The sequence below is a fragment of the Bartonella sp. CL162QHHD genome, assembly GCF_042195435.1.
Classification (GTDB): Bacteria; Pseudomonadota; Alphaproteobacteria; order Rhizobiales; family Rhizobiaceae; genus Bartonella.
Window position 1 is genome coordinate 52,239 of record NZ_JBHIOG010000024.1, and the last position, 17,070, is coordinate 69,308.

Below are 17,070 nucleotides of genomic sequence, written 5' to 3' on the forward strand. Positions count from 1 at the left end.
CACAAAAATATCCCTGAAATCAGTTTAGCCATAGCTTTAAAGTATGTTTACAATATCACTGATCTCAGAAATATCTTACTAGCTATTTTCTAAATAAATTAGAAACAGTGTCCCTCTACTTTACGGATGACATTGATTGTACTTATCTTTAAAACCGTTAATAGCTCCTCCTAATCCGCCTGCTACTGCTGTTTCCGGACCACCTAATAAACCAATTAATGCTCCTACGCCTCCCTTTATGGCTGTTGATACAACATAATCGCTTACTTCACAACTTGGATTCGGATGGCATTCATTGTACTTATCTATCAAACCGTCAGCAGCTCCTTCTAATCCGCCTATTGCTGCTCCTCCCAGACCAAATAATGCACCAGATGCTGCTCCTATACCGCCGTGTATGGCAGCTGCTTCAACATAATCGCTTGTTTCACAACTTGGTGCCGTATAGCATGCATTGTATTTATCTACCACAGCGTCACCAGCTCCTGCTAGTCCACCTCCTATTGCTCCATTGACAAAGCCAGAACTGACACCTCCCGGTCCAGAAAAAAGACCTCCAACTGCACCAGCAATACCTCCTATTACTTCTCCTATGATGCCGCCTGCACCTGCTGCTTGGGAATGAGCTCCTGAGCTACAATCATCTTCTTCTGGAAAAAGCCAACTTTTTGGATGTGAGTTACTAATTGAATCATGTGATGAGCTTGAACTACCCATTTATATCATTCTTTTATTATTAGAAATAACTGTATCATAAAGATACAGTGGGAATTTGATTATTGTTCATTTTAGCAAATGTCAAATATAATTTGTATAAATAACAATAAAAATACTGTATAAATAATAAATACATTATATTTATATTATATTAATACAAGATATATATTTTGTATTAATATAATACTATTTACAATACTGTTTAAATATGCGACATCAATCGCTCTTTCTCTTAAATAAAATCATAAATTCAAATGAGACATTCACAAGAAAAACTAGTATCCTTTTCTCTTGGTTTACAATAACAACAAAGAAATATATTTATTATGTCATCGAACTCAGTTGCGTTGCTGTTGTTTTGCGTTTGCTGGGCTTGGTGAATCCTTTTATTTTTCAAGCGATTATCGACCGTATTCTCCCTTTTCAGCGTATTGAAAGTCTCTATGCTATCGTTGTCTTGATGGTTGCTATCATGCTGTTTAGCATGGCTCTTAGCACTCTTTCAGGTTACTTAGGTGCCTATTTAGCCAATCGGCTTACGCTAGAATTTGGACGGCGCATTTACACCCATCTTTTAAGTCTCTCCTTGCCCACTTTACGCCGTTGGCAAATAGGAGAATTGTTTTCACGTATTGGAGAAGTTGATACAATTCGCGGTTTTTTAACAGGAACCATCGCCACAACTGTGCTAAATGTTCTCTTTGCCATTATTTATATTGCTGCACTCTTTTCCATTAGTCCAAAACTGACCTTTATTGTCCTTATCATTTTACCTTTACAAATGGGTTCTTTAGCGTTTGTCGGTCCCTTCTTGCGCCGCCAATTACGCCGTGCTTTCACTCTGCAAGCTGTCCATAAATCGCGCCTTATTGAAAGTTTTACCAATCTTGAAGCCATAAAAGCACACGTAAAAGAAGCTGCTCATACAATACGCATGCAAGAGACTTTAGCCCGTAGTTTAGATCAAAGCCTTACAACTAGTAAATTGCATCTTCTCAATGGAGCCATGAGTCATATTTTTGGTGATCTTTTCACTATTTTTATTATCTTTTTTGGTGCTCAGGCAGTTCTTCAAAACCAGATTACACTAGGACAACTTATTGCCTTTCATCTCCTCGCTGGAAATGTTTCTGGTCCTATCTTAAACCTTGCATCCCTATGGGAAGAATGACAGCATTTGAAAATCTCTCGTCTTCGTTTGGGCGATATTCTTAACTCCCCTTCAGAATGGGAAGAAGAAAAGCCGCCTCTTCAACTCAGTGCTCCTCCTCATCTTGAAGCCAACGATCTCTGTTTTTCTTATGGAGATAAATCCATTATCAATCATCTTGATGTCTGTTTACAACCTGGGCAACCAATTATGTTACTTGGTCCTTCAGGGTGCGGAAAAACAACCTTGGCGAAGCTCCTTTGTGGACTCTCCCCCCCAACAAGCGGGAAGATATTGATTAACGCCCAACCTTTACAGAATTTTGATGTCCGTAGCGTGCGTGAAACAATCGCGTATTTTCCTCAAAATCCTTGCCTTTTTTCCGGAACCATTCTTGAGAATATGCTTCTTGCTAAACCAGATGCCACTAAAGATGAAATCGACGCTGCACTATATGTTAGTGCTTGCCATGATTTGATTGCTCAGTTGCCTTTAGGACTCAATACTCAAGTAGGAGAGCAAGGTGGTTTTTTATCAGGTGGTCAGCGCCAACGCTTGGCTTTGGCTTGTTTCTTTCTGATAAACCCAAGCCTTCTTATTTTGGATGAACCTACTTCCGCATTGGATGACACTGTCAGTGCACAAATTGTTGAGCATTTATATAAACTTTCGCAAGAACGTATTGTTCTTGTTATTACCCACAAAAGCGACCTCTTTCCTCAGCATGCAACCGTCTTAAACTGTACTGATTTGGAGGCAACAAATGGCAGATAAAGCTCCCTATTTGCGCCCTTTGTCACCAACGCTTCATATGGTGGTTGCTGTTTTGGTCACCTTATTTCTCTTTATTGTGATCGGCAGCTTTATCGCAAAAACAGAGATTGTTGCACGGGGGCAAGGAAGTGTTATTCCCACCGCTTACGTTCAGCTGGTCCAAGCGCAAAATACAGGACGCATTGAGAAAATCCTTGTAAAAGAAGGGCAATTTGTTCATCAAGGGGATCTCCTTATTCAATTAGATCCCCGTGAAGCCCTCAATGAGTGCGCACGTGTTCAAGCAGATATCGCGCAACAAACCCTTCAAGCACAAATCGCAACAGCTATTTTAACAGCTTTGCATGAAAGTGATCCTTTGGATAAAGATTTTGTGACCAAAGGACTTGCCTATCTGCCAGTTCCTCCTTCTGGCAACACGACTGCAAGAATAGAAGGGGAAAAACTCATTAGCGCTGCCCTTCAATCTCTCCAAGATAAATTAAGAGCGCTAAAAGCACAAGCGGACCGCGTCGAGCGCAGCGGTGCAACACAACATGCGCAATTAGATAGGTTGGAAGATGATCGTCAATTAAGCCAAGGAAAATTAAAGGCTGCAAAAAGCCTAATGGAAACAAAAGTCATCAGCCAAGCCGTTTATTTAGAGCGTTTACATGATTTTAAAAATGTCGAGCATGAAATTTTAACCAATCAAAGACGTTTGGAAGAAAATGCCGCCGAAATAAACACCCTCCGCCAACAACGGAAAAGTCTCATTTCCGATGAAATCGCCCGCTATCGGCAACTTTCGCGTGAAACAGAACTGAATCTTCAAGGATTAAAAGCAAAGCTTGATAGCACTCAATACCATCTTGACCACTTATCACTCTATGCACCTGTTGATGGACGTATCGATGATTTAAGTATCCATACTTTGGGCGGCTTTGTAGAGGCTGGTAAAACTCTCATGCGCATTGTCCCTGGTGCGGGTGGTCTCATTATTGAAGCATTTTTTGATAATCGAGATATTGGTTTTTTAGAAAAGGGCCAACGTGCTTACATCAAATTTTCTGCCTTTCCTCCTGAACGTTTCGGTGTTATCCACGGTACAGTCGTTAATGTAGGCGCTACAGCGCGCTATAATAAAGAAATTAATGGTGTCTACGCTGTTTTAATCAAAATTGACCAAGATCACATCACTTTGAATAACAAACAACTTAAATTTATCCCTGGCATGACTGTAACAACGGATGTCATTACCTCAAAACGACGTCTCATTTCTTATTTCTTTGAACCTATCACCAAAATTTTAGAACAATCTCTAAAGGAAAGATGCTGTCTGTAAATGAAAATCCATCACCATCACTCATAGATCCTCTTACAGCGTTAGGAGCTATGGTTGTTTTAATGCTTACATCTCCCTTATACCGCCGCTGGCGAATCTGGGATATCGAACGAAATTTAGGACCAGCTTTACAGACTGGGCAATACAAACTCTATAAAAATGAACGTGGAGAATTTTTACCCGATGTCAATTGGCAGAATAGAAAATACGTATGGTTTATTGATTGTGTAGCACCCTATGGCCATACTGCTCATATTGTACGCGATATGCAACGAAATATATTTCCTGATCAGCGTTATTGCTACGCTGTTCGACGTAATGAAGATGGTGGAATATGAAAAATTGCACGCTGGTGTTGCTATAGAGCGCAAAATCCAGCCAAATAGTTTTTCTAAAGCAAGTGCGCATAAATCATTTACCCCTCGTCTTATAGAAAAGAATCTTTTAAAAGAGTTCTTTGAGCGATAGCTATAGCAAGAGAACCTTACCATATTTAGAGCTAACCCACTATAAATAAGTGTTTCTCAACTTACCAGACTTGCTATGAGTAGCAATAGATGGTTAAGAGGGCTAATCCACTCTCAAGCTGAACTTTGATTAACATTTCACTAGAATTGGCTGGGGTACCTGAATTCGAATCTTAAATTTAATTGCAATAAGATATTGATTTTATTTATATTTTTTAACGGTTAGGGNTACATATGGGGGTGCTCTCTCCTCCCAGCACCCCCGCCCTTTCCTAACAACTTTCAACACATGCGTGCTTCACGCTACGGGTGGATTGTACGCAAATCAAGGAAATAAACCATGGAAAAGAAATACGAACTTACTGATGAAACAACTGAGGTTGATGGCAAAACTCTCCACCGCATTCGTGCCTTACGAGACTTTGGTGGTATTAAAGCAGACGACCTAGGTGGTCTTATAGAGCATGAAGGCAACTTATCCCATGAGGGCAATTGTTGGATTTGGTATAAGGCTTGTGTTTTTGGAGATGCACGTGTTTATGGCAATGCACTTGTTTTCGATGAAGCAAAAGTTTCCGATAATGCACATGTTTACGAGAGCGCATGCGTTTACGATGAAGCGCGCGTTTACGGTAGGGCAGAAATTTATGGAGAAGCAAAAGTTTACGGTGATGCAGAAGTTTACGGTAGGGCAGAGGTTTACGATTGTGCACGCGTTTTTGATGAAGCACGTGTTTACGGTAAGGCAGAGGTTTACGGTTGTGCACGCATTTACGATGAAGCATGCGTTTCCCATAATGCAGAAATTTACGGTTATGCATACGTTTCCGATAAGGCAGAAGTTTATGGCAATGCAAAAATTAAAGACGGACATGTAGGCGATAGTGCAAGGATTTATGGTGATGCTAAAATTTATGACAATGCACGTGTTTACGGTGAGGCATGCGTTTCCCATAATGCAGAGGTTTATGGTTATGCCAAGGTTTTTGGTGATGCCTTGGTTTTTGGCAATGCACATGTTCATGGGCGTGCAAAAGTTTACGATGATGCACGCATTTACGATGAAGCACGTGTTTACGATAAGGCAGAAATTTACGGAGAAGCAAAAGTTTACGGTGATGCAGAAGTTTACCGTAGCGCACACGTTGATGACTATAACGCCATATCAACTGGAGAAAAGACCAGATGAAAAAATATGAACTGACTGATGAAACAATCGAAGTTGGGCGCAAAACGCTCCGCCGCATTCGTGCATTGAGAGATTTTGGGGACGTCAAGCAAGGTGATCTTGGCGGCTATATCGAGAAAGAAGACAATCTAAGTCATGATGGCAATTGCTGGATTGGGGGTTATGCTTGTGTTTATGATGATGCTAAGGTTTACGAAAATGCACATGTTTACGGTTATGCACATGTTCACGACAATTCTCGTATTTATGGTAAAGCAGAAGTTTTCGATGAACCATGCATTTACGGTCATGCAGAAGTTTACGGTGATGCATATATTTGCGGTGAATCTAGCGTTTTTGATAATGCAGAAGTTTATGGCAATGCACAAGTTTACGAAGAGCCACACATTTACGATAGGGCGCGTGTTTACGGCAATGCGCAAGTTTACGGTGATGCGCATATTTATGGTCATGCAAAAATTTACGGTGAAGCATGTGTATGTTGGGACGACTGGATTGATGACGATAGAAGAATCTCAACTAGAGAAAAAACCAGATGAGAAAATACGAACTTACTGATGAAACAATTGAGTTTGAGGGATACATTACGCTTTACCGCATCCGTGCATTGAAAGACTTTGGAGATGTAAAGGCAGGTGATCTTGGCGGCTTTATAGAGCATGAAGACAATTTAAGTCATGAAAACGATTGTTGGATTTATAATGATGCCAAGGCGTATTTGTTTGCCAATATTTACGATAGCGCTAAGGTTTTTGATAACGCACAAGTTGCTTATAGTGCAGAGATTTTTGGAAATGCAAAAATTTATAATAACGTCAAAATATATAGAGGTCATATTTTTGGAAGCGTAGAAATTTATGGAAATGTGGTTATCGATAGTGATTCAAGAATTTATGGCGATACAAAAATTTATGATAATTCAGAAGCTTGTAAACGAACTATGACCGCCCAGAACGGCGACTCTTCAGCAAAAGACGACATTCCTTTCTAGCAACACAAACAAAATTTTAACACCAGCGTGATTCACGCCACGAGTGAATTACATCTAAAATGAAGGGGAATAAACATGCCACACCGCCCACCTACTATCACGCAACCAGCTATTGCTCGTGCTTTAAGAGAAGCTAAAAAACAAGGATGTGAACTCATAGAAATCAAACCTACAGGGGAATTATTAATTCATATCAATAAAACCATAACACCAACAACGACAGATAATACTTATAGCATTGACGATTTTCCACCACTTGAAAATGAACAAGAAGACTACGAGACCAGCAAAACTTGTCGTTCTGTCGACGGTATAAAGTTTTAGCCATGCCAAAACGCCGTCCGCCGCATCTTGTTCGTGAACGTACACGCCATGGTAAAGTTATATGGTATGTACGTATTGGTCATGGACCACGGTTTCGGATTGAAGGAACCTATGGAACGCAAGAGTTTGTTGACAATTATACGCTGGCTATTAAACAAGCGCAAAATGGCTCCTCCAAGAAAATAAAACAAACCAGACTCACAGAAGGGTCTTTCGATTGGTTGTTGCATCAGTATTTACAAAGCATGCAATGGCATAATCAATCAGAATCTACTAAAAAAGTTAAATATCGAATTCTGAATAATGTTTCTAAACATATCGGTGATCGTGCATATAAAAGCATAAACAAACAACACATTCTTGACGCAGTAGAAAGAAGACGAGAGACTCCCGCAGCGGCAAGACATTTTTTAACGGCTTTAAATGGTCTTTTTAATTGGGCGGTTGATAATGATCTTTTGAATAGAAATCCTGCTTTTAATATAAAGCCGCCAAAATCCTTTAACGCAGAAGGGTTCATACCATGGTTAGAAGAAGATATTGACAAATATTATCACCGTTGGTCACATGGTACACATGAACGCATCTGGATTGATGTTCTTCTTTATACAGGCTTGCGTCGTGGTGATGCCGTTCGTATCGGCTGGAAAGATATCACAACAGATAATATTATTCATTTAAAAACAGAAAAGAGCCAATTTAAAACAGATGTTTTTCTCCCGATTTTGCCAGAACTCGCAGAAACACTTAAAATTGGACCTATTGGAGATGAAACATTTATTTGCGGTAAAGAAGGTAAAAAACTGACCAAAGAAAGTTTTGGTAATCTGTTTCGTAAAGCTTGTAATGCAGCAGGTATTAAAAAATCAGCGCATGGATTGCGAAAATTAGCAGCAACACGTGCAGCCAATGCTGGTGCGACAGTTTCGCAAATGAAAGCGCTTTTTGGCTGGACAGAAGATAACATGGCATCCCTTTATACCAAAACAGCCGATAGAAAACGACTTGCAATAGAAGCAATCAAAAAACTTCAAAAAAGTTAGGGATAGGTAGAAAATAAGTTAAAAGAATCAACGGAATCAAAATTCCCGAACTTTTATATAACCTATTGATTTAATTAAATATTGGCTGGGGTACCTGGATTCGAACCAGGGAATGCCGGTACCAAAAACCGGTGCCTTACCGCTTGGCTATACCCCAAAAAAACACGCTTTATAGCGACTCCTGCACCTTATAGCGATTCCTGTGATTGGACGCAATATCTGAAAATCAAAGACTTTACTTTTTTATCATAAAATTTCTGAGTCTTGTATGGCATTGCCATCGATACAAATTCGTAGCAGAAACTGATATACAGTTGTGATTTTAACATAAGAAGGAACCATTTATCCATCAATTATTTTGCTCTTTGTATTGATTTTCTAGGAACAGAAAATGAAAATCTTGCAGTTTACTCATGTATCTAATAAATTTGCATATGATTTACTTTTCTTGATATATTAAAATCCCATCTTGCTCAATTTAAGAAAAAAGCTGTCACCACATTGGCAACCGGTAAGTGTATGATAGTGCTGCAGTGCTCTTGCATTAAGCATAAAGATGGTAATGTCCACTAATTTTTACATTATATTATTCATGGGTAGCACCATAAAATAAAATCAAGCACATTGAAAAATATTTCCTAAAAAATAACACTTAATATTCTGTTGAAAACATTATGATACACCCATAAACTGGAAGAGTTTTGCAAAAATTAAAAACATTTTATATGGTATTTGAAAAAATAGAGATACAAAAACAAGGAATAATAGCTATTTCCATTTACTTTTTATTCAAAAGATAATGATATTTATTACCCACTCATAGATGTAAAAAATCTTCAGAAGCAATCTTTATGTAGACCAATACCCTTTTTGATTGATGAATATACATTTCCTAAAAGCTTCTTTTACAAAAAGAGAGACATTAAAACTATTTCATACAAACTAGGTATTCAACATTTGCTTTTAAATGCGGTAAATGGCAAATTAGGCTTATGAAATAAGCTTAACAATTAGAATCGAGGAGATTTTTAAATGGCTTTTGAATTGCCCCCATTGCCTTATGATTACGATGCCCTTTCGCCTTATATGTCACGCGAAACGCTTGAATATCATCATGATAAGCATCACCTCGCTTATCTTACCAACACCAATAATTTTGTGAAAGAGTTAGGCTTAGAAAATGAAAGCCTTGAAGATATTGTTAAAAAAAGTTTTGGAAAAAATATTGGTTTGTTTAATAATGCAGCGCAGTATTACAATCATAACCACTTTTGGCTTTGGATGAAAAAAAATGGTGGTGGCCAAAAACTTCCTGAAAAGTTAGCAAAAGCTATTGACGCTGATCTAGGTGGTTACGACAAATTCCGCGCTGATTTTATTGCTGCTGCTAGTGCCCAATTTGGTTCTGGATGGGCGTGGGTTGCTGTTAAAAATGGCAAGCTTGAAATTATGAAAACGCCTAATGGTGAAAATCCCTTAGTGCACAATGCTCGACCTATTTTGGGTGTCGATGTGTGGGAACATTCCTATTACATTGATTATCGCAATACTCGACCGAAGTACCTCGAAGCCTTTGTAGACCATTTAATTAATTGGGACTATGTTTTGAAACTTTATGAAGAATGTGAATTTTAAACTGTCTCAATAATTTTTTAGTGTATGAAAGTCCCTATAATCCAATAAATTATCGGAGACTTTCATACAGAGGTATTATGGATTAGCAAAAGTCTTTTCCTGCTATCTTTAGAATATATGCATAGATATAGGCAACTTCTTCTAGCTTTGAAAAACGTCCAGCTGCACCAGCGTGCCCTGAATCCATATTAATACGTAATAAAATTGCATTATCGTCTGTTTTTAGGTCTCGTAATTTTGCCACCCATTTTGCAGGCTCCCAGTAAGTTACACGAGGATCTGTTAATCCTGCCATCACAAGTATAGGGGGATAGTTTTGAGCTTTGACATTATCGTAAGGAGAATAGGAAGCAATAAGCTTATAATCTTCTTCTGATTCAAGAGGATTCCCCCATTCGGCCCATTCTGGAGGAGTGAGTGGCAATGAAGCATCTAACATTGTCGCTAAGACATCAACAAAAGGCACATTTGCTACGATCCCAGCAAAATCCTGTGGAGCTATATTGGCAATGGCTCCCATCAACATCCCCCCTGCTGAACCACCATGAGCAATCAGCCGGTCGTGAGAAGTGAATTTATTGTTTACAAGGTAACGCCCACAAGCAATAAAATCTGTAAATGTATTGTACTTAAAGAGATGTTTTCCTTTCTCATACCATTCTACTCCCTTTTCTTTTCCTCCGCGAATATGAGCAATAGCGTAAATAAAACCTCTGTTTACTAGAGAAAGTACATTACTATTGAAACTGGCAGGTATAGAGATCCCATAAGCACCATAACCGTAAAGCAGACAAGGCGCACCACCATCAAGGGGAGTATTTTTGTGATAAAAAAGTGAAATAGGAATCTTCTCACCATCGTCTGCTATTGCTGTAATACGTCGTGTTACATATGCATCTTTATTATGCCCAGAGGGAATTATTTGCGTTTTTAAAAGCATTCGTTTACAATTTTTCATCTCATAATCAAACACTTGATCAGGTGTTGTCATAGACGAATAGGAAAAACGAATAGTTGGACTGTTATATTCTGCAACTCCTTGCAGACCTAAAGAATAAGCCTCTTCAGTAAAAGCAATGGAATTAACTTGTTTAGTGGTACGTTCCATTACTTTTATACGTGGAAGCCCCTCAAAACGTTCGATCCAGACAAGAAAATCTTGATAAGCATCATGGGATAATATTAGGCACCCAAGCTGATGTGGGACAAACTCAGACCAATTTTCTGATTGTGGAGATGTATATGGCGCTACCATAATTTTGAAATCTTTTGCATTATCTAAATTGGTCAGAATATAAAAGACATCACCACCTTCTGTAAGTGAATATTCAATACCTTTTTGTCGTTTCCGTACACATTGGGGAATAGTAAAAGGCGCCTCAGCAGGAATTAACCAGATCTCGGATGTTTCATGATCATGAATATTAATATAAATAACATCATTAAGCTTAGAACCGCTTACATCTAAGAAAAAACCTGGATTGTCTTCACGAAAAATAAGCTTATCTTGTGATTGATCTGTGTTTAATTGGTGATAATAGAGCTCTGAAGGTCGGTGGTTTTTATCCATCTTAGTATAGAAAAAACCTTCAGATCTAGCATCCCATACAATTTGACCAGATGTATCAGTAATTGTGTCCATACAGTCAGACAATGTCTCAAAATTACGAATTTTAGCTGTATAGAATTCTGATCCTTTGTCATCATAGGTCCATACCACATGTGTATGGTCAGGAGATTCTTGAACTGAACCAAATTTGAAATATTCTTTGCCTTCTGCCAAGACGTCACCATTAAGGTACACGTTTTTTTCTCCGCCATTCCTTGGTGTCCGAAAATAATGTGGTTGTTGGCCTCCGGTAACATAAGAGAATCCGTAAGCAAAAGGACCATGTTTTATAGGAACAGAACTATCATTCTCTTGGATCCTGTTTTTCATTTCGGTAAAAAGCAAATCTCGTAGTGGTTTTGTATCAGCCATTTGAGCTGATTGATAAGCATTTTCTTTTTCAAGATAATGTCGAATATTGAGATCAAGACAGTTAGGATTTTTAAAAACATCTTGCCAGTTAGACGCACGTAGCCAATGATAGGGATCATCACGAAAAATACCATGATATATTTCCTTATGAGTGATTCTAGATGCTTTGGGAGGAATTGCAAAAGTGCGAGTCATACACAATCCTATATTAAAATATGTTAACAGCTTCATTTATATGTTAGAATCACAATTATTGATGCAAGTGTACAAATCTATAAGTTCTATTCACTTGCAAAAATAGTGCCATGATAATTTTTAAACTAATACCTTTCTGTTCATTACATATCACAGCTATTGTTTTCTAGGGATATAATACCACTTTTATAATGAAAGTGACTGGTAAAACAATTAAACTATGAGAAAAAGAATTGATTTTTTTTGAAACAGTATAATCGCATAATTTTATAGAAATGAATAAATATATCATAAATATTATTATTACTTTATAAAAAATAAAAATATTCTATGTCGTTTTAATGAATAGTTTTATATTATAAACAATGCTATTGTGTCATGTTTGTAATATATATTGTTTTTTATTATTAAATTTAATAAATATAAATAATAAAAATAAATTTGAAATTTATTAAAAATAAACTTACTAAATTATAAGTATTCAAAACATAAAATAATAATTTATATATTATATTTTTATAATTAGTAATTTTATTTTTACGTTCTCAAAAAAATAAATAAATTTCATCCTATATCTTTTTATATTTGTGATGTATTATATATTATGTATGATATGTTATAGGCTAAAAATATATTTTAGCATGTAATAATTTCGTTTTTCTTATTGTATATTATGACAAAAAATGGGTATTTATTTGATTTTTTTGTGTTTTGGCAATTTTATAGAATAATTGAATTGACAAAAAAGATTTTTGTACAATATGAAACTCATGTGCATGAGATCTTTATATCATGAGTATATGCACTATATCTCGATTTTGAATTACTCAATTTTAAATTAAAGGAAACAAGAATGGAACATCGTGCAGTCTTAGAGACTGAAAGCAATTTAGTTATTACATTGGTTGCTGATATTGTTGCTGCCTACGTGAGTAATAATTCTATTCGACCGACTGAAGTGCCAAGTTTAATTGCTGATGTCCATGCTGCTTTTCGTAAAGCAGGGAATCTAGAGTTAACAGAAGTCGAAGTTGAAAAACAAAGGCCTGCCGTTAATCCAAAACGTTCAGTATTTCCTGATTATCTCATTTGCCTTGAAGATGGAAAGAAGTTTAAATCTCTAAAGCGTCATCTCATGACACATTATGGAATGTTGCCAGAGGAATATCGTGAAAAATGGCAGTTAGATAGTTCTTATCCTATGGTGGCGCCTAATTATGCAAAAACACGATCGGCTTTGGCCAAAGAAATGGGTCTTGGACGCAAAAGCAAACGGAAAAAAATTAAATAATCTTATTTTGCGAAAAAATGGTTTCGTGTATAAAGTTGATTTTAGTATACATGTTTTGTGTGAAGCTTTTGTATATATAGCAATTTCTATCAAGGGGATTACATATAGCTTTCGTTACGAATCCGTTTAATCATTGATTTCAAACCATTTGATCGTTGTGGTGTAAGATTTTCATTTAAACCAAGTTTTTCAAAGAGCTCTTGAGCATCAGAATTGCGAATTTCAGAAGCTTTTTTGCCTGAATAAAAAGCAAGAAGTATATAAATGAGTCCACGCACAATATGAGCATCGGAATCACCTTGAAACGTCAATATTGGATCTTCTGAGTTATTACGTGAAGATAAAAGCCACACTTGGCTAACACAACCAGGAACTTTGTGAGCATCATTTCGAGCGCTTTCCGGAAAAGGTGGCAATTCATAGCCAAGCTCGATGACATAACGATAACGATCTTCCCAATTATCCAAAAGCGAAAAGTTCTCTATAATAGTACCGATTTTTTCCGCCATTATTTTAGTCCTGTTTCGTTTGAATAATCATTCTTAAATACACTTATAAAAAATAAATATTTATTCTTCCTAATATAAATAACACGAAGAACGTTAAAAATCCTTATTTCAAGATAACATTTCATGGTTTTGTAAGAACTCTTGTATTTCTATTTTGTAAGAAACATTAGGGGAAGTCTCTGATATTATTTTTGTTCCCTAATATGTTCCCTAAATATTCATAAGCAGCTCTTGCACCGTAATATGCGCGTTCGCCAAGTGAACTTAAAAAAGATTTTCCTACTTTACAGGTTTTTATATTACGGTCACAAAATGCGCCTAAATCATTTAAGGCTTCCTTAAAAGCAATAATCACATCGCTCGTTGTTGTCTCATTATTTTTGGGGCTAGAAGAATGATTACTGCTTGGATCTGCTACAAAAAATGAAATAATGACAAAAATAAAAAATAATAATAATAATAATTTGATTAAAAAACGTATCATGGATAATCAATGTAGCGCAGTGGTAAATACAATAAAAGAAGCATTTTATATACTGTTGCTTTATAAACAATTTATAAAATGTGCTTTTTATAAAATTGAGTATTCATGTATTGGGTCTATATCATTGGCTTTTTTATAAATATGGCACAATTCCGCCGTATAAAATAGGATACATTGTCTATTCAGTAAAAAATTAACATCAAAATTATACACTTACAGGCTGATCATGTTAATGAACATACTATGGTAAAAAAATGAGAGATATAATTATGTCGTGTACATACTTATTTTAGATAATAGCTCACCATCTTAGCTTAGTTGAAAAAGCTAAAAAGAGTAAAATTCTGTTATTCTGACTCTAGTGTCGATAAAACATTTATATTATCTATAAAATTTTTACTAGCACATCATAAACATGATCAACATGTCGATCAAAATATTAAACAATAGATGCATCTCTTACAACTCCATCTAAAGATCTCAAGACCAGTTTTTCTATAACATTGTAAATCAATTTAATTGATACGAAGTTATTTACACTAAAATATAATTATATTAAGAGATAATTATATTTTACCAAACCGTTTATGGATAAGTAACCATCTATATGTAAATTATAAAGAATAGATAATGATTGTCATCTGTTTAGTGTTATATGCAAATATTTTCAATTTTATTTTAAATAATAGGCAAACATATGCCCCAAAATGAAGAATAACGTGGCATTATTGTTTAGATAATTATATGTGATAATGCAGTTTGCAAACACCAAAATGATCTTGAATGCTAATCATTTGGTGCTCTCTTTATACACATTAAAGACTTGTCAAAATGAAATGAATAAAAGTTGCCAAGAACTCTTGTTGATTTATCAACTTATAAATTGATATAATGAAGCTGCTCATTTTAGGAGTTTGAAAGGAAAAATCAATAATGTCAATGCACTTCTCTCTGGCTGGAAGTAAGAACTGATTCATATTCGTTTCCTAATTTATATTTGTTTCTTTGTAAAAAATAAACGCAACTGAAAATAAAAGTAATGGCAACAAAACGAAAGACATACCGAAAAAAAACTGTAAAACACCGTAAATACTATAGTAGTATTGTTATAACACTTCTTCTTATAATTTTTCATTTTATTTTTTGGAGTGCAAAAACTCTTTATTTCTATACGCGAAAAAATACTTTATTTTTTGTTGGATCTCTTCTTTTTAGCATTAGTTTTTTATTTATTTCATTTAATGCTTTATTTTCGCAAATGACAACGCATCAAAATATTTTAACTCAAATGAAATTTTCCTCTGTTCAAAGTATAGGTAAGAGCTCTACTTTATCGGAAAAAGAAGAAAAATCACAAGAACTCTCCCGTGTAACTTCTGTACATTCTCAAAATCATAACCACACAAATTTATCTTTATCCTCTCAATCAGCAAGCATGCTGGAAAAGCAAAAAGAACTAGCAAAATTAGGCCTTTATGATGGACCCTTAGATGGATTGGAAGGACCTAAAACACGCCGAGCCATCACTTTATGGAAACAGCAAACTGCTCAGAGAATGCAGAAGAATGTTCTATCTAATCCCGCAACAGATGAAATCGCGATATTAATTAAGCAAAGCGAAATAGAAACAAACAATACAAAAAATATGACACACTTAAAAGAAGCTATTTTAGAGCCTTCTGTTGAAGATATTATACAAGTGCAAAAAGCTTTACATATTTTTGGGAATGAAGAGGTTATTGTCACAGGAATAGAAGATCAAAAGACGATAGAAGCTTTAAAACAGTTTCAAAAAATATTTGATCTTCCTGTAACAGGTAAAATTAATCACACAATTTTAATGAAAATGCGTGAAATTGGTTTATTTAATTGAAGCTAATCATCTACATTATAAAAATAATCTCTTAATTTATAATGATAATTCATCTTTCGTTTGTTTAATGCTCCCCTCAAACATTCCTTCATCTCAAGCCCTCTTATATTCAATCAATCAGAATGGTTTTCTTACACATTACATATTGAGCCGTATAATTTGCTGCAAGAAAACCACAACCGATTGCAGAAAAAAGAAATATTGCAAAATAGAAAACGCGCTTGTTCTAGCATTTTTATTGCTTCTGATGATAAAAGGACACAAAATTTTTGTAGTATCACGTAAACCTTTCATATTATCGAACCACGAATTGTCCATATATTATCGTCAATTTGATCTTTATAAATATGATGCAAAGAATTTATGCAAACACCTGTAAGGATAAGTAGACGTAAAGCTAGTTGTGTTATGGTTGTTGTTTTGCAAAGTATCTGAAAAAAACAGCACTTCTCTCCAATCTATTGCTGGAAAATTATGTGTTTTATGACATTGTTTTCCTAAGATAGCGTGTGTGTTTAATATTGCCTATAAATCAACATCTAAATTTAACGCAGCAGTATATTTGAAACAAATGTTAAGACAGTTTAGTACTTTTCTCAGCTGTTATAGCTTTTGTATGCCAAATGGAGGCAAGAATATTGCGCATCTCTGTTTGTATAATCTCTTAAAACAGGGAGACAGCCTAATTTGGGAAGAATATGAAATTTTAAGGTAAAAACCAGTTTTCATCTTTGCCATTTCCTTTTAATTCAGCTTTACGCCTTTCAAAGACATCTAAAGCAATATCTTTAAAATAATGGAGATTACCTATTGCCTCATGCTTTTATTTATCACATGTCTTTTTGAACTCACTCCCCCCTCACGCAAAACAAAATGTCCCAAACGAAATACACTTGGATTGCCATTCACGGGCTTTCTTAAAAAAACATCTCTTAAAGCACCCAAGACCATTTCACAACAACGCCCGTGAATAATAGCAGCCCCTACTGCGCGCGCGCTATTATTTTTACACTTGTGAAAAAGCAAGCCAGCACCATTACACACTGTACCTACCTTCAATTTGTGACAACTCTTGACACTTGAGACGATTCATAAGAGGCATATCCTTGCTTTATTTTTTTAT

Annotated in this window: 15 protein-coding genes, 1 tRNA gene and 1 pseudogene; 12 read left to right on the forward strand and 5 right to left on the reverse strand. The window is 35.8% G+C overall.

Annotated features, from left to right (window positions below; genetic code table 11):
• Positions 1-120 precede the first annotated feature (120 nt).
• On the reverse strand, positions 121-717 hold the full coding sequence (locus ACFILD_RS02660; RefSeq protein WP_375660127.1) for a hypothetical protein: 597 nt from the start codon (positions 715-717) through the stop codon (positions 121-123).
• Between the two features lie 376 nt (positions 718-1,093).
• On the opposite strand from ACFILD_RS02660, the gene ACFILD_RS02665 reads away from it, so the two are divergent.
• The 9 genes from ACFILD_RS02665 to ACFILD_RS02705 all read left to right on the forward strand — a co-directional run bounded on the left by ACFILD_RS02665 (position 1,094) and on the right by ACFILD_RS02705 (position 7,979).
• Complete coding sequence (locus tag ACFILD_RS02665; RefSeq protein ID WP_375664723.1) at positions 1,094-1,888, forward strand: ABC transporter transmembrane domain-containing protein; 795 nt, start codon at positions 1,094-1,096, stop codon at positions 1,886-1,888.
• 6 nt (positions 1,889-1,894) lie between these two features.
• Positions 1,895-2,641 carry an ATP-binding cassette domain-containing protein gene (locus ACFILD_RS02670; protein WP_375664724.1) on the forward strand — a complete coding sequence of 249 codons (747 nt, stop codon included), beginning with the start codon at positions 1,895-1,897 and terminating at the stop codon, positions 2,639-2,641.
• The gene (locus ACFILD_RS02675; RefSeq protein WP_375660181.1) at positions 2,631-3,965 is read left to right on the forward strand and encodes an HlyD family type I secretion periplasmic adaptor subunit; all 1,335 of its coding nucleotides are present in this window, start codon (positions 2,631-2,633) and stop codon (positions 3,963-3,965) included. Before ACFILD_RS02670 ends, ACFILD_RS02675 begins: the two co-directional genes overlap by 11 nt.
• Positions 3,953-4,303, forward strand: coding sequence for a toxin-activating lysine-acyltransferase (locus ACFILD_RS02680; RefSeq protein WP_375660180.1), 351 nt, complete (start codon positions 3,953-3,955; stop codon positions 4,301-4,303). The genes ACFILD_RS02675 and ACFILD_RS02680 overlap by 13 nt, the downstream gene beginning before the upstream one ends.
• Before the next feature lie 469 nt (positions 4,304-4,772).
• The gene (locus ACFILD_RS02685; RefSeq protein WP_375654554.1) at positions 4,773-5,621 is read left to right on the forward strand and encodes a hypothetical protein; all 849 of its coding nucleotides are present in this window, start codon (positions 4,773-4,775) and stop codon (positions 5,619-5,621) included.
• Positions 5,618-6,160 carry a hypothetical protein gene (locus ACFILD_RS02690; protein WP_375631399.1) on the forward strand — a complete coding sequence of 181 codons (543 nt, stop codon included), beginning with the start codon at positions 5,618-5,620 and terminating at the stop codon, positions 6,158-6,160. The genes ACFILD_RS02685 and ACFILD_RS02690 overlap by 4 nt, the downstream gene beginning before the upstream one ends.
• Positions 6,157-6,612, forward strand: coding sequence for a hypothetical protein (locus ACFILD_RS02695; protein WP_375631398.1), 456 nt, complete (start codon positions 6,157-6,159; stop codon positions 6,610-6,612). The genes ACFILD_RS02690 and ACFILD_RS02695 overlap by 4 nt, the downstream gene beginning before the upstream one ends.
• Positions 6,613-6,687: 75 nt before the next feature.
• Positions 6,688-6,936 (forward strand): hypothetical protein, encoded by a 249-nt coding sequence (locus tag ACFILD_RS02700; RefSeq protein ID WP_375631397.1) that lies wholly within the window; start codon positions 6,688-6,690, stop codon positions 6,934-6,936.
• A gap of 2 nt (positions 6,937-6,938) precedes the next feature.
• A complete protein-coding gene (locus ACFILD_RS02705; RefSeq protein ID WP_375664725.1) occupies positions 6,939-7,979 on the forward strand; it encodes a tyrosine-type recombinase/integrase in 1,041 nt (346 codons plus the stop codon).
• Positions 7,980-8,061: 82 nt separating this feature from the next.
• On the opposite strand, the gene ACFILD_RS02710 is transcribed toward ACFILD_RS02705, so the two are convergent.
• Positions 8,062-8,136: transfer RNA gene (locus tag ACFILD_RS02710), tRNA-Gln, on the reverse strand.
• A gap of 875 nt (positions 8,137-9,011) precedes the next feature.
• Here ACFILD_RS02710 and ACFILD_RS02715 point away from each other — a divergent pair.
• Positions 9,012-9,614, forward strand: coding sequence for a superoxide dismutase (locus ACFILD_RS02715; protein WP_273791618.1), 603 nt, complete (start codon positions 9,012-9,014; stop codon positions 9,612-9,614).
• An 82-nt stretch (positions 9,615-9,696) separates the two neighbouring features.
• Here ACFILD_RS02715 and ACFILD_RS02720 read toward each other — a convergent pair whose 3' ends face one another.
• Positions 9,697-11,790 carry a S9 family peptidase gene (locus ACFILD_RS02720; RefSeq protein ID WP_375664726.1) on the reverse strand — a complete coding sequence of 698 codons (2,094 nt, stop codon included), beginning with the start codon at positions 11,788-11,790 and terminating at the stop codon, positions 9,697-9,699.
• 853 nt (positions 11,791-12,643) lie between these two features.
• Between ACFILD_RS02720 and ACFILD_RS02725 the strand changes: the two genes are divergently transcribed.
• Positions 12,644-13,081, forward strand: a complete 438-nt coding sequence (locus ACFILD_RS02725; RefSeq protein WP_375664166.1) for a MucR family transcriptional regulator — start codon at positions 12,644-12,646, stop codon at positions 13,079-13,081.
• 98 nt (positions 13,082-13,179) lie between these two features.
• Here the strand turns inward: ACFILD_RS02725 and ACFILD_RS02730 are convergent, their stop codons facing one another.
• Together ACFILD_RS02730 and ACFILD_RS02735 are read right to left on the reverse strand one after the other, a co-directional pair.
• Positions 13,180-13,590, reverse strand: coding sequence for a SufE family protein (locus tag ACFILD_RS02730; RefSeq protein WP_375637421.1), 411 nt, complete (start codon positions 13,588-13,590; stop codon positions 13,180-13,182).
• 108 nt (positions 13,591-13,698) lie between these two features.
• Positions 13,699-14,074: pseudogene (locus ACFILD_RS02735) on the reverse strand (DUF5330 domain-containing protein).
• Between the two features lie 1,039 nt (positions 14,075-15,113).
• Between ACFILD_RS02735 and ACFILD_RS02740 the strand changes: the two are divergent.
• Positions 15,114-15,947: a peptidoglycan-binding domain-containing protein gene (locus tag ACFILD_RS02740; RefSeq protein WP_375631393.1), complete on the forward strand. Its 834-nt coding sequence runs from the start codon at positions 15,114-15,116 to the stop codon at positions 15,945-15,947.
• The last annotated feature ends 1,123 nt before the right edge of the window (positions 15,948-17,070 follow it).